This is a genomic window from Amycolatopsis orientalis (genome assembly GCF_000943515.2).
Taxonomy (GTDB): domain Bacteria; phylum Actinomycetota; class Actinomycetes; order Mycobacteriales; family Pseudonocardiaceae; genus Amycolatopsis; species Amycolatopsis orientalis.
Map to the genome: position 1 here is coordinate 630,830 of NZ_CP016174.1, position 12,956 is coordinate 643,785.

The 12,956-nt window shown below is 68.5% G+C and carries 13 protein-coding genes; 5 read left to right on the forward strand and 8 right to left on the reverse strand.

Translation table 11 applies throughout. The features are described from left to right. Positions 1-126: 126 nt before the first annotated feature. On the reverse strand, positions 127-1,569 hold the full coding sequence (locus SD37_RS03060; protein WP_044853742.1) for a M1 family metallopeptidase: 1,443 nt from the start codon (positions 1,567-1,569) through the stop codon (positions 127-129). Between SD37_RS03060 and SD37_RS03065 the strand changes: the two genes are divergently transcribed. Next, the gene (locus SD37_RS03065) at positions 1,568-2,350 is read left to right on the forward strand and encodes an alpha/beta fold hydrolase (protein ID WP_145926511.1); all 783 of its coding nucleotides are present in this window, start codon (positions 1,568-1,570) and stop codon (positions 2,348-2,350) included. The two genes, SD37_RS03060 and SD37_RS03065, sit on opposite strands and share 2 nt — an antisense overlap. 6 nt (positions 2,351-2,356) lie before the next feature. Here the strand turns inward: SD37_RS03065 and SD37_RS03070 are convergent, their stop codons facing one another. From SD37_RS03070 to SD37_RS03080, 3 genes are all read right to left on the reverse strand, one after another. After that, on the reverse strand, positions 2,357-2,791 hold the full coding sequence (locus SD37_RS03070; protein WP_044853743.1) for a thioredoxin family protein: 435 nt from the start codon (positions 2,789-2,791) through the stop codon (positions 2,357-2,359). Between the two features lie 28 nt (positions 2,792-2,819). Beyond that, positions 2,820-3,170: a rhodanese-like domain-containing protein gene (locus SD37_RS03075; RefSeq protein ID WP_044853744.1), complete on the reverse strand. Its 351-nt coding sequence runs from the start codon at positions 3,168-3,170 to the stop codon at positions 2,820-2,822. Positions 3,171-3,262: 92 nt separating this feature from the next. Then, positions 3,263-4,216 carry a LysR family transcriptional regulator gene (locus SD37_RS03080; RefSeq protein WP_044853745.1) on the reverse strand — a complete coding sequence of 318 codons (954 nt, stop codon included), beginning with the start codon at positions 4,214-4,216 and terminating at the stop codon, positions 3,263-3,265. Positions 4,217-4,384: 168 nt separating this feature from the next. Here SD37_RS03080 and SD37_RS03085 point away from each other — a divergent pair, with 168 nt between their 5' ends. The 3 genes from SD37_RS03085 to SD37_RS03095 are packed head-to-tail and all read left to right on the forward strand — an operon-like array spanning position 4,385 to position 7,385. After that, complete coding sequence (locus tag SD37_RS03085) at positions 4,385-5,071, forward strand: tRNA-dependent cyclodipeptide synthase (protein WP_044853746.1); 687 nt, start codon at positions 4,385-4,387, stop codon at positions 5,069-5,071. A 2-nt stretch (positions 5,072-5,073) separates the two neighbouring features. Beyond that, the gene (locus SD37_RS03090) at positions 5,074-6,387 is read left to right on the forward strand and encodes a purine-cytosine permease family protein (protein ID WP_044854044.1); all 1,314 of its coding nucleotides are present in this window, start codon (positions 5,074-5,076) and stop codon (positions 6,385-6,387) included. Next, positions 6,384-7,385: a LysR family transcriptional regulator gene (locus SD37_RS03095; RefSeq protein ID WP_044853747.1), complete on the forward strand. Its 1,002-nt coding sequence runs from the start codon at positions 6,384-6,386 to the stop codon at positions 7,383-7,385. Before SD37_RS03090 ends, SD37_RS03095 begins: the two co-directional genes overlap by 4 nt. Before the next feature lie 28 nt (positions 7,386-7,413). Here SD37_RS03095 and SD37_RS03100 read toward each other — a convergent pair whose 3' ends face one another. Beyond that, positions 7,414-8,868 (reverse strand): M1 family metallopeptidase, encoded by a 1,455-nt coding sequence (locus tag SD37_RS03100; protein WP_044853748.1) that lies wholly within the window; start codon positions 8,866-8,868, stop codon positions 7,414-7,416. A 526-nt stretch (positions 8,869-9,394) separates the two neighbouring features. On the opposite strand from SD37_RS03100, the gene SD37_RS03105 reads away from it, so the two are divergent. Further along, on the forward strand, positions 9,395-10,549 hold the full coding sequence (locus SD37_RS03105; protein ID WP_044853749.1) for an MFS transporter: 1,155 nt from the start codon (positions 9,395-9,397) through the stop codon (positions 10,547-10,549). On the opposite strand, the gene SD37_RS03110 is transcribed toward SD37_RS03105, so the two are convergent. From SD37_RS03110 to SD37_RS03120, 3 genes are all read right to left on the reverse strand, one after another. Next, on the reverse strand, positions 10,494-11,456 hold the full coding sequence (locus tag SD37_RS03110) for a peptidoglycan recognition protein family protein (RefSeq protein ID WP_044853750.1): 963 nt from the start codon (positions 11,454-11,456) through the stop codon (positions 10,494-10,496). The two genes, SD37_RS03105 and SD37_RS03110, sit on opposite strands and share 56 nt — an antisense overlap. 87 nt (positions 11,457-11,543) lie before the next feature. Further along, positions 11,544-12,419 carry an HhH-GPD family protein gene (locus SD37_RS03115; protein ID WP_044853751.1) on the reverse strand — a complete coding sequence of 292 codons (876 nt, stop codon included), beginning with the start codon at positions 12,417-12,419 and terminating at the stop codon, positions 11,544-11,546. 19 nt (positions 12,420-12,438) lie between these two features. Beyond that, complete coding sequence (locus SD37_RS03120; protein ID WP_044854045.1) at positions 12,439-12,930, reverse strand: beta-class carbonic anhydrase; 492 nt, start codon at positions 12,928-12,930, stop codon at positions 12,439-12,441. Positions 12,931-12,956: the final 26 nt, after the last annotated feature.

The window sequence follows — 12,956 nt, forward strand, 5'->3', positions numbered from 1 at the left end:
TACGACGAAACTCTTTCGCGCCGCGACGTGATGCGGGGAACCTGCCGGAGCGTCGCGTTTAGCGGGCTAAACGCGAAGTCGCGGGGGCACCTGGGCGCGTTTAGCCCGCTAAAGGCGCTTGGGGGCTCAGCCTCGCAGGGTGCCCGGGAGCAGCTCGGCGTCGGGAGGGATCACCGTGCCGTGGAACCACGCGTCGAAGAACGGCCGCAGGTCCTGCTCCGAAAGCTTGATCGTGAACGCCTCGAAGTCCGCCCACGACGCGTTCGCGTTCCGGTGCGCCGCCGGCCACTCCTTGAGCAGCCGCGCGAACGCCCCTTCGCCGATTTTCCGCCGCAGCGCGTGGATGGCCAGGATCCCCTTGTCGTAGACGCCGTGGAATTCCTGCCCGGCCCCCATGCCGACCAGTTTCGGCGTCCAGAAATCCGGGCTGCCCCGCATGATCTCGAGTGCGGCGCGGTAGCGGTCGTCGAGGTTCTCGTTGTCCCGCGATTCCTGCCACAGCCATTGCGCGTACGAGGCGAGACATTCGTTGAGGCAGATGTCGGACCACGAATCGAGCGTCACCGAATCGCCGAACCATTGGTGTGCCGTTTCGTGCACCACGGTGATCAGGTCGGCCCATTTCGCGTAGGTCGGCCTCGTCTGGGTCTCCAAGGAGAAGTGGATGTCCTCGTCGAGATAGATCCCGCCTGCCGCGTCCACCGGATACGGCCCGAATTTCGAGGTCAGGAAGCCGATGATCTCCGGCAGCCGCCTGCCGGTGTCGCGCCTGTCCTCCGCACCCGGCGCGTACGCGTTGACCAGCGGCGTCCCGTCGGGCAGCGCCATCCGGTCGACGGTGAACTTGTCGATCGCGACCGTGGTCAGGTAGGCCGCCACGGGCGTGCGCTCCTGCCAGGACGTCGTGGACCAGCCGTTGGCCGAGGTCTTCTGGATCTCGCGTCCGTTCGAGATGACGGTCCAGCCGTCCGGCACCCGGGCGCTGAGGGTGAACATCGCCTTGTCACGCGGGGTTTCGTTGACGGGATACCAGAACGACGCCGAATGCGGCTCGCCGACGATGAACGCGCCGCCGTCCTTCGACTTCTGCCAGCCGTTCTCGCTGCCACCCGCCTTCGGGGTCGCCGACGGCTCGCCGCCGTAGAGGACCCTCGTGTGAAAGGTCGTCCCGTTCCGGAGCGGCTCGGCGGGCGTCACGACCAGCTCGAATTCGCCTTCGCGGGCGAATTTCGCCGGTTTTCCGTCCACTTCAACGGATTGGACCGTCAAGCCGCGTAAGTCCAAGTTGTACCGATTGAGGTCTTGGGTCGCTTTCGCGGTCACGGTGGTGTCGCCGTCGAGACGCCCTTTCGCCGGGTCGTAAGTGATCCCGACCTGGTATTCGACGGCGTCGTAACCGCCGTTTCCGTCCATCGGGTAGTACGGGTCACCCGCGCCCGAAGCGCCCGGTGCCGGGTTCATCGGCGGCGGCGGAGGGGGCGGGGCCGGGGGAGTATCGGTACTGCAGCCGATAATCAGGGCGCTGACGACCCCCAGGACCAGACCGGCTGCGGGGACACGGCTGCGCATGGAGGGGAGCTTAGTGGTGATTCAGCGCGACGGGTTGATCACTTTCGGCGGTGAGGGGCCGCCGATCGTCCTCCTGCACGGGTTGATGGGCAGGGCGACGACGTGGTGGCGGGTCGCGCGACGGCTCGAACCGTACGGGCGTGTCTTCGGTCTCGACGCGCGCGGCCACGGCCGCGGCCCGCGGGGCGGACCGTGGCGCACCGAGCGGTTCGCCGACGACGTCGCCGACGTGTTGCGGACCTTCGGCGAGCCCGCGGTCCTGATCGGACATTCCATGGGCGGCCTGCACGCGTGGGTCACCGCGGCCAGGCATCCCGGCCTCGTCCGCGCCGTGGTCTGCGAGGACTTCGCGCCGGACCAGCGTGGCCGGACCGTGGACACCTGGCGCGGGTACTTCGAGTCGTGGCCGGTCCCGTTCCGCTCGCTCGCCCACGTACGCGAATTCTTCGGCGAAACCGGCGACTATTTCATCGAATGCGTCGAAGAACGCGAGGACGGTTATCACCTGATCGCGTCGCTCCCGGATCTGTACGAGATCGCGGCGGAATGGGGACGGCGCGATTTCTGGGAGTTCGTCGAGCGCGTCAAGTGTCCGCTGCTCGCCATCGAAGGGGAGCGGACGGCGATGCCCGCCGGCCAGCAGGCCGAACTGGCCGCGCGGGTGCCCGGCGGCCTCGGACGGCACATCGTCGTCCAAGGCGCCGGGCATGTGGTGCACGACGAAGCGCCGGAGACCTATCTCGGCGCTGTCGAAGCGTTCCTCTCCGACGTCGTCAAGTAGCCCTGCTCAGCCCTTCGCCAGCTGGGCGTCGATCCACGCGCGCAACCGGGTCTCGCCCGGGTAGCCGATGTTGCGCGAGTTGGGCAGTTCGGCGGCGTTGCGGACACCGACCAGCGTCGGGAGGTAGCGGATGTTGTACCGGCCGGCCAGGTCCCGGCTCTGGTCGACGTCGACCTCGCCCAGCAGGAACCGGCCGCCGTATTCACCGGCGAGCCGTTCGATCACCGGCTTCATCTGGCGGCACGGCGGGCACCAGGTCGCGCCGAAGTCCATGATGACCAGCTTCTGCCGCGAGATGTTCATGACCTCGGCGTAGTTGGCCGACGTCACCGTCATCACGTTCTCGGCCGTAGGGGCGGCGGAAGCCGCGCCGTTGCCGAAGCCGGTGATGAGCGCCAGCACACCGGCCAGCACACAGACGAACCGTTTGCACTTGGACAAGACGATCTCCTTGGATGCGGGGAACCACTCAGGACGAAGAACCGGTCGGCAGTCCGTTCGCGACCCAGTCCTCGATGCCTTCGCGGTATTTGCGGACATTCGTGTATCCGAGCTCCAGCAGGCGCCGTCCGACGAATTCACTGTTGCGGCACGGCGTGTTCGCGCAATAGACGACAATCGCGGCGGTCTTGTCCGGAAGCACCACCGGTGCCAGCCGGTCGGTGAATTCGGCGGCCTGTTCGTACGGGAACCCGGGGATGTTGCGCGCTTCGGGAAGATGCTCCTTCTCGAAATAGGCGACCGGCATGGTGTCGACCACGACCACCGTTCCGGCCTCCATCCCGGAGAGCAATTCCGTACGAGTGATCAGCGGCAGCATGGTGCTCCTTCTCTCCACGACCGTGATTGACGATTCCCATCGTCGGTTGTCGCGCGAAGAACGCTCTAGTGCCGCATCCGCATGCCAGGGGGTTATCCGGCGGCCAGCCTGCCATGGCGGTGCAGCCAGGTCCGGTACGGCGCGGTCCGCTCGGCCAGCCGCCAATATCCCGCCGTCGCCTCGGTGGCGAGGTCCTGGACGGTGGCCGCGCAGGGACCGTCCTCGCGCCAGGCGAGTACGTGCCGCACGCACATCGGCGCGCCGGCCAGCGGCCGGATGACCAGTCCGTCCGCCGCCTGCCGGGTCGGCTGGACCAGTCCGACGCCGTACCCGCCGCCGACCAGATCCTCCCGCGCGATGTCGAAGTCGACGTCGTGGGTGATCCGCGGATCGAAACCGTGCGCGAGGCACATCTCCCGGAACACCACGCGGCAACCGTCGCCACCACTCGACACGATCCAGTCCTCCCCGGCCAGTCCGGCGAGTTCGATCTCCTCCTCGCCCGCCAGCGGATGTCCGGCGGGGACCGCGACGAACGACGGCTCCGTGGCCAGCGTCGTGGTCCGCACCTCCGGCGGCACCGGCAGGCCGCGGCCGCCGCAAATCATGATCAGCGCGAGATCGATGCCGCGGTTCGCGACCTGGGCGAGCAGCCGGGTGCGCGAGGTGTCCGCGCGGGTGCGGACCGGTTCGCCCGGCCGCAGTTCGCGCAGCACGCCGAGCAGCGAACCCGTGATGGCGCTGTCGTTCCAGCCGATTCTGAGCGGTTCGCCCGGTGCGGGTTCCTGACGGTGGAAGTCGTGGTCCAATTCGTCGAAGGTGAGCACGATGGCCCTGGCCCGCCGCAGGATCAGCGCGCCGAGTTCGGTCGGCCGGACGCCGTGCTGGTCGCGGTGGAACAGCGCACCGCCGACCATCCGCTCGATCCGGCGCAACTGGTGGCTGAGCGCGGGCTGTCCCAGCCCCAGTCCGGCCGCGGCACGGTTGAGGCTGCCGGAGGAAGCGATCTCACAGAGCACGCGAAGATGCCGAACCTGAATCTCCATGACTTCGTATACCGCGCCTCGCCCGGCGTCCGGCACCTCCGAAGGTCGCGCGACTCACGACCCATAACGCGACGGCAGTCATCATCGGCAATACCGCCGGTTCCCCGCCGTGGCTACGTTCGGTCGACGCCTCTTCTCCGGCGCATATCCCGCGAATCAGGAGCCGTCTTGCTGCGACCACTGCCGCTCACCGAGCATTGCGCTGATCCACTGTCGCGTGCCGAGCACGTGTGCCTCGGCGTCAGCCCGTTCAACAGTCATTTCACGGTGGAACGTATCGCCGATCTCGCCCGCTGGGCCATGTCGGGCTTCCGCGGTTTCCATTTCTTCGTCCCGGACGGCCCGTCCGCGTTCACCCTCGAAGCACTCGGCTACGACCCGGTCCGCGCCGCGCAGAAGGCGCAGCGGCAAGGCAATTACACGCGCAACAAGATCATCCGCGCGCTGGAGCAGGTGTGCCCTTCCGATCCGCGCACCCTGATCCTGGACGCCGCCGTGCTCGAAACCGACCCCGCCTATCTTGGCCTGCTTTCCGAGGCGCACCACCGCTTCGCGACCGATCCGGAGTTCGCCGCGCAGTGCGTCGGAGCCACTGGCTGGGTGCTGGACCGGCGGTTGCCCGAAGGCGAGCACCCCACTCCCGATCAGCTGCGCAGCGCGGTCCGGTACTTCCTGGCCGAGTTGCCGATGTTCGTCGGCACCGTGGCGGTGGCCGGTGTCGGCAGTTCCGTGTTCGCCTACCACCAGCGGGTCCCGTTCCTCGAACGGCTGTACCGCGGCGAGCTGTCGTGGCGGCCGCTGCCGGGACAGGGCTTCGTCGTCCTCGAACAAGCCGTCCCGGAACGAGCGGAGTGACCGTGGAGCACGACGACTTCTCCCTGCGCCGGGTTCCCGCCGAACGCCGCTACTCCTGGGTTTCCGTCGCGCTGCAACGATTCGGGCAGGTCTCCTCGTTCCACCAGTTCCTGCTCGGCGCGGTACTCGGCTTCGGCATGACGTTCTGGAACGCGGTGCTGGCCATCACGATCGGTTCGGTACTGCTGGAGATCATCACCATCCTGATGGGCATCGCCGGTACCCGCGAAGGCCTGTCGACCTCGGTGCTCGCGCGCTGGACCGGTTTCGGCACCGGCGGGTCCTCCCTGGTCGGTCTGCTCATGACGCTGAGCCTGGCCGGCTGGTTCGGGGTGCAGAACGACGTGTTCGCGCACGGCCTCCACGCGTTGATGGGCGGCCCGCCGGTCTGGGTGTGGGCGCTGGCAGGTGGCGCGCTGGTCACCGTGATCGTCGTGTTCGGCTTCCACGCGATGGCTTGGACGGCCTACCTGACGGTGCCCGCTTTCCTCGCGCTGGCCGGGTATTCGATCATCACGGCTCTCGACGACCACGCGTTGTCCGCGCTGGTGTCCGCGCCGCCGCCGGGACCGGCGATGTCGCTGGCACAGGGCACCACGCTGGTGGCGGGCGCGTTCATCATGGGGGCGATCATGACCCCGGACATGACCCGGTTCAACCGGACGGCGTCCGACGTGGTGAAGCAGACCCTGGTCAGCATCACCCTCGGGCAGTACCTGATCGGACTGATCGGCGTACTGCTCGCGCACGCGGCGAAAAGCGCGGACGTCGTCGGGATCATCACCTCGTCCTCCGGTGTGCTGGGCACGCTGATCCTGGTCACCGCCATCCTGAAGATCAACGACTGGAACCTGTACTCGTCCTCGCTCGGCCTGGTGAACACCGTGCAGGTGCTGTTTTCCCGGCGGCTGGACCGCACCACCGCCACCCTGCTGCTCGGCGGCCTCGGCACGGTGCTCTCCGCGATCGGCATCCTCGACCACTTCACCACCTTCCTGACCTGGGTGGGCGTGGTGACGCCACCGGTGGCCGGGGTGGTGATCGCCGAGTACTACGTGGTCCGGCGCTGGAAACCGGATCTCGCGGCGACGCGGGCGTCGGGCGAGTTGCCGCGGACCTGTCCGGCGTGGGTACCCGCCGCGCTGATCTGCTGGGTGGCCGGGGCCGCGGTGGGTGCTTGGCTGCCCTGGGGAATTCCCACGGTGAATTCCGTTTTCGGCGCTTTTCTCCTGTATATTCTTCTCGGCAGACGGACCACGGCCGCATCGGTTTCCGTGGCGATGACTTCTTCCGACGGGACGAAAACCCGTACGTGACAAAGGAGTTCGACGTCGTACAGCTGGATGTCCACCACCTGCGGGTGATCAGGGCGATCGCGGACACGGGCAGCCTGACCCGTGCCGCGATCGCTCTCGGCATCACGCAGCCCGCGGTGTCCGCGCAACTCAAACGGCTGGAGAACATGCTGGGCTATCAGCTGTTCGAGCGTCGCGAGAACGGCGTGACACCGACACCGATGGGTGAGTTGCTGCTGCGCCGAACGGCAGCTTTGCTTCCACAGCTGGACAAACTGCTCGAAGACATCGAGCAGCGCGTCTGCCCCAGCGGCCCGCCGGAGGTCGTCCGGGTGGCGGCGGTGGCCAGTGCGCTGGTGGCGCATCTGCCCTCGCTGGTGACCCGGTTGTGGCCGGAGGTGTCCGAGGCGGCCGTGGTGCACGACGACCATCCCGAACGGCTGCTTTCCCTGCTGGCGCAGCGGCGCGTGGAAGTGGGACTGGTCAAGGATTATCCCGGCCACGAACTGGAAGTGCCTGCCAACGTGGACACCGCGGTGGTGGCGATCGAGCCGACCTTCGTGCTGCTGCCGGAGTTCCATCCCTTGGCGCACAAGGAGATCATCGACCTCGGTGAACTGCGGGACGAGCCGTGGGTGATGGTGTCCGATTCGTCGGCGGCCACGTTCACCAAGTATTTCGCCGACACCTGCGCGCGGCACGGTTTCAGCCCGTCGGTCACCCACCAGGTGACTTCGCAGCAGGTGGCGCTGCTGGTGGTGCGGGCGGGCGCCGCCGGCCTCGCGCAACCGATCTGCGATCCGCGGAACCTCGGCATCGTGAGCCGTCCGCTGAGCGGGGATGTGTTGCTGCGCAGGCATATTCTCGCCTGGAACCGGGACACCTTCGTGACGGCGCGGCAGGAGGAACTCACCGCCGCCCTGATCGACACGTACTGGCGTGAGGCGCTTGATTCGCCGGTCTACGCCGGATATCTGGCTTCCCGAGGTGAGTTCGGGCCCCGCCCGGGTGACGGATGATCGGGTCACGCCACCCGGGCGGGAGTTTTCACCGAGCCGGGCGCAGCGGCCCGGGGTAGAGGTGTTCGTCCGGCGGCCGCACCGTGCCGTCCAGCCACGCGCGGTCGAACTCGCCGAGGTCGAGCTGCGCCATCGCGGAGACGTACAGCTCGAAGTCGTGCCAGTTCTGGTTGCCCTGCGGGTTGATCTGCGGGAAGCCCGCCATGATCTGGAAGAACACGTCGTCGCCGAGCAGACGGCGCAGCGCGTGTACCCGCAGCACCGCCTTGGTGGAGGGCGCGAATTCGGTTCCCTTGCCTGGATCGGTGAGCTTGGCCGCCCAGAAGCCGGCGTCATCGCGTACCCCGGCCACCAGGTCTCGGTAGCGCCGATCCAGGTCGATGCCGTTCTTGGCCTCGTCCCACAACCAGACCGCGTACCGCGCGACGGACTCGGTCATCAGCGCGTCACGCCACATCTTCCCGGTCACGCCCGCTCCCCACCATTGGTACGCGGTGGCGTACACCAGATCGGCGATGGTCGCCGTGCGGCCGTACACCGGCCGGGTCTGGGCGCCGTGCGTGTAGCCGAGCGAGCGGTCGAGGAACAGCCCGCCCGCCGCGGATTGCGGGTAGTCGCCGAATTTCCCGGTGAGGAACTCCAGCACCTCGGGCAGCCGTCCGCCGATCTTCCGCTGGTCGACGGCGCACGGATGATAGGCGTTGATCGCCGTCCGGCCGCCGGGAAGCGTGATCCGCTCGACCTCCCAGCGCCCGATGCCGAGCATCGCCGTATTCGGCGCGAGCGCGGTGTCCTCCGCCCAGGTGACGGTGTGCCGTCCGTAGCCCGCCGGGACGTCGGAGACCTGGGAACCGTTGCCCACCACGGAGAATTCATCGAGGACGGTGACGGACACACGCAAGGTCGCCTTGTCGACTTCGGTGCCGTTGACCGGAAACCAGGTCATCGCCGAATGCGGCTGGCCGGTGGCGACGGCGGAATCGCCGGACGTGGCCAGCCAGCCGGTCCGGCCACGCGCCGTGCCGATCGGTTCCGGCCGCCCGTCGTAACCGACCACCACGGTGAACTGAGCGCCTTCGGCCACCGGCTTCCGCGGGGTGATCACCAGCTCGTGCTCACCCGCCCGGCGGAACGTGGCGGCCACGCCGTCGACGGTCACCGAGCGCACGGTGAGGCCGCGAAGATCGAGGTCGAACCGGCTCAGGTCCTGGGTGGCCGTCGCGGTGATCGTCGCCTTGCCGCTCACCAGCATCGAGTACGGCGCGTAGTCCAGCGCGAGCGAATAGGCGGAGACGTCGTAGCCGCCGTTGCCGTCCTTGGGGTAGTAGGGATCGGCGCCGAGGACGGTGCCGTTGGGCGAGACGTGCACGTACCCGTCGCTGCCAGGGGACGGCTGCGCCGCCGAGGCCTGGCAGGTGCCGATCATCGTGGTGGCGAGCAACGCGGTGCACAGTGGCTCCTGCCACCGAATCCGCACGGTCATGAACGAGCCTTCTCTCTACGGGGGAGGGTGCCCGGTCATCGTGCGATCGTCCGCGCCGCGCGCGGCACTGTCAGCCGGTCATGCCTTGGGGTTATCGAGGCGAGGGGCGTGAGTGGCGCGACCGACCTCGTCGATGAAGGAATTGGGACGTTGAGTGTCCCGATTCCTTCATCGACGGGCCACCGCCACACAGCGTGCGGCTCTCGGGGCGCGAGCCGGAGCGGCGGGCAGGCAAGCGAGTCCCCGAAGGAGTCCTTCACGGCCCGGCCGCTCCCGGGGCTCACCCTCATCGACAGCCTCAAGTCAGAAGCCGGGGTTCGTCGCCATTTCGCGGCGACGACGCCGAGGTTTGACCGAACGTGACCGGTGTGTGGAAACAGAGACACTCAACGTCCCTATTTCCACACACCGGCCCGGCCGCTCCCGCTCACCAGAGCTTGAGAGGGTGCAAGCTGGCGCCCGATAACCCCGCGGCATGACCGCCCGGGACTATCCCGCGTCGCCTCCGCGACGGGATCGTCGAGGCATGCTGCCCCTCCCGGCGCTGCTCGCGCTGACCACGACGGTCTTCCTCGGCTGCCTCGCCGAAGTCCTGCCCGCCGGATTGCTCCTGGGGATGTCCGCGGACCTGGGGGTGTCCCCGTCGGCCACCGGGCAGCTGGTGACGGTTTACGCGATCACCACCGCGCTCACCGCCATCCCGCTCACGACGGCGACCCTCCGCGTTCCGCGCAAACGGTTGCTCCTGGCGCTGATCGCCGGATTCCTGGTCACCAACCTGCTGATCGCGCTGTCCCCGTGGTACCCGCTGATCCTCGCCGCGAGGGTCTTCTCCGGCGCGCTGACCGGCGTGATGTGGTCGCTCGTGGCCGGATACGCGATGCGTCTCGCCCCGCCGGGACTCGCCGGGCGCGCGCTGGCCGTGGCCATGTCCGGCACCCCGATCGGCTTCGCGCTCGGCGTGCCCGCCGGGACCGCGCTCGGCGAACTGGCCGAGTGGCGCTGGGCGTTCGCCGGGATGGCGCTGATCACCGTGCCGCTGCTGGTGTGGGTGCTCGTCGCGGTACCGGCCGTGCCCGCGGATCCGGTGCGGCCCACCCGGCCGCTGGCCGCGTCACGGCTGCCGGGGATGCGGCCCCTGCTGGCGACGGTGGTCCTGTTCTCGTTGGGGCACAACCTGGCCTACACCTACATCGGCCCGATCCTCGCCGGACTGGACTCGGTGCGCATGCTGGGCGCGGTGCTGCTGGTGTTCGGCTGCGCCACGGTCGGCGGGCTGATCGCTGTCGGCGCCGCGCTGGACCGCCGTCCGCGCGCCGTCCTGATCACCTGCACCGCCGCGACGGCCGCCGCCATCGTCCTCATCGGACTCGGCGACGGCGTCCCCGGCCTGGTGCTGACCGCCGCTTGCCTGTGGGGCCTGGCCTTCGGCGGAGCTCCGACAGCGTTCCAAGCCGTCACAGCCCTGATCGCGGGCCCCACCGCCGACGCCGCCCAGTCGCTCACGATCGCGGCCTGGAACGGCGCCGTCGCCGGTGGGGCGCTCCTCGGCGGTCTGGTGCTGCCGCTGGGAACATTCCTGCTCCCGTGGTGCGCCGCCTTCGTGATCCTCTCGCCGCTGCTGTTCAGCCGGCGAGTCGTGCTTTCAGTGCCCCCGATCGCGTCCCGGGTCGCGCGATGAGCGGCCAGACGTCGGAGCCGAGGAATCCGGTCTCGTCGGTCACCGCTGTCGCTCCGCAGGTGTCGCGCTCAAGTCCGTTCCGGGCCGCCACCGCGGCGACGGCGTCCTTTGTGGACTGACCGAACACGCCGTCGACCGGAACGGCGAAACCGCGTTCCCGCAGGAGTTCCTGGGCCACCCGCACCCGGGGCCCGGTGTCGCCGGGTTTGAGCAACGGCCATTCCGGCACGTCCACCTTCGGCGACGCCGAACCCAGGAGCTTCCCGACCTCGGTCCGCAGTTCCGGAAGCCGGTTGTACAGCACGGTTCCCGGGCATTCGGTCGAGTTGAAGTCCCGATGTCCCTTGATGAATTCCGGTTTGATGCCGTACTGCGACGCGATGTACGCGACCATCTTCACCAGCGAGTTCCACAGCGCCGGGGTGACGTCTTCGGTGCTGTAGAGGCCCTCGTTCTCGATCCCGATGCAGGTGCTGTTGTTGTTGCCCACGTTCGCGCCCAGCACATGCCGGGTTCCGCCGCGGAGCACTTCCAGGCTGCGATGACGCCCTTCGGTGAGGTGCCCGCCGCGGCTGTTCGTGAACTGCTGGCCGGTGTCTATCCAGCCGCGTGTGTCCATGTGGAAGTTCTGGATCGAGCGCGACGCCCAGAAGGCGTGTTCGAGCGTGTAGTCGGTGACATTGCCCGGCTCGACCGTGTGGTGCACGACGATGTACGTCGGTTTGTGGTTCTGCACCTCGATCGTCCCGTTCGGCGGGCGCGCGCCCCAGGCGGCCGTGCCGTGGATCTGTGGTTCCGGTACCCCGGACGCCGCGTTCGCGGCGGAAACGGTCGTTGTCCCCAGTAGCCCGACGGCACTTGCCGTCAGGCCGCCCTTGAGCGCGGTGCGTCGGTCGAAATCGGCCATGGGCGTGCTCCCGTCATGCGCTTTGGCCGGAAAGCTAACCCGCCATCGCGCCGATGACAACCATTGACCAACTTTTGTCGTAATGCGTTAGTGTTCACCGGGGAGGGCGAACAAGCCGTCCCCGGTCTGTTCGAGCAGGCCGTCGACCAGCAGGGAGTCGAGACAGCGGTCGCGCTGCCCGGATTCGTGCCAGACGAGATCGAGCCGCGCCTTTTCCACCGGCCCTTCGGTTCCGCGCAGGACGTCGAGCAGCAGCCCGCGTACCTGCCGGTCGGTACCGGCGAATTTCTGGACCTGTTTCGCGGGCCCGGCGTAGGCGGGTTTGCCCGCGTGCTGCCAGGCGCAGTCGTCGTAGATCGGGCAGTCCGCGCAGCGCGGCGACCGGGCGGTGCAGACGAGCGCGCCGAGTTCCATCAGCGCGGCCGAGAGCTTCGCCGCCGGAGCGTCTTCGAGTGGCAGCAACGCTTCCACGTCGGCCATGTCACGGGTGTTCGACGGCGGCCCGGCGTCACCCGCGCCGTGTACCGCCCTGGCCACCACGCGCCGGACGTTCGTGTCGACCACCGGCGCCCGCTTGCCGTAGGCGAAGGCGGCGACCGCGCGGGCGGTGTACGCGCCGATGCCAGGCAACGCGAGCAGAGTGTCCACATCGGACGGAACGACGTCGCCGTGTTCGGCGGCGATGACGGCCGCCGCGGCATGCAGTCGCAGCGCGCGCCGCGGGTAACCGAGTTTGCCCCAGGCGCGGACGACCTCGCCCTGCGACGACGCCGCCAGCGCCGACGGGACCGGCCAGCGGGCCATCCAGTCGAGCCAGATCGGCTGGACGCGCGCGACCGGCGTCTGCTGCAACATGATCTCGCTGACGAGCACACCCCAGGCGGTGCAGTCGGGCTCACGCCAGGGCAGGTCGCGTCCCACCTCGTCGAACCACTCGCTCAGCACAACCGCGTCGACGCCCACGTGGCCAAGCTTAAAACCCTTACGCGACTTCGTTCAGGCGCCCCGTCTTCACGTCGTAGACGAAGCCGCGCACGTTGTCCCGGTGCGGCAGGAAGTCGCTGCGCCGCACACGCTGCACCGACCGGCGCACGCTGTCCTCGACCTCGCGGAACGCCTCGACCGACCAGGTCGGGCGCAGCCCGCTGGCGGCTTCGAGTTCGTCCTTGAAGTCGTCCTCGGTGACCATGGACAGGCCGCAGTCGGTGTGCTGGACGATCAGCACCTCGCGCGTGCCCAGCTTCCGCTGGCTGAGCGCCAGCGAACGGATCGTGTCGTCGGTGACGACACCACCGGCGTTGCGCAGGATGTGCGATTCGCCCTGGATCAGGCCGAAGATCTCGAACACCCGGATACGGGCGTCCATGCAGGTCAGAATCGTCACGTGGAGCGATGGCCTCGGGGAGGAGCGGTCACCAGGGGTGACATCGCCCAGCTCCTGATTGCGCTTGAGCAGTACGTCGATGGAGGTCACCGGCCCATTGGAACCGGGTGAGCCGG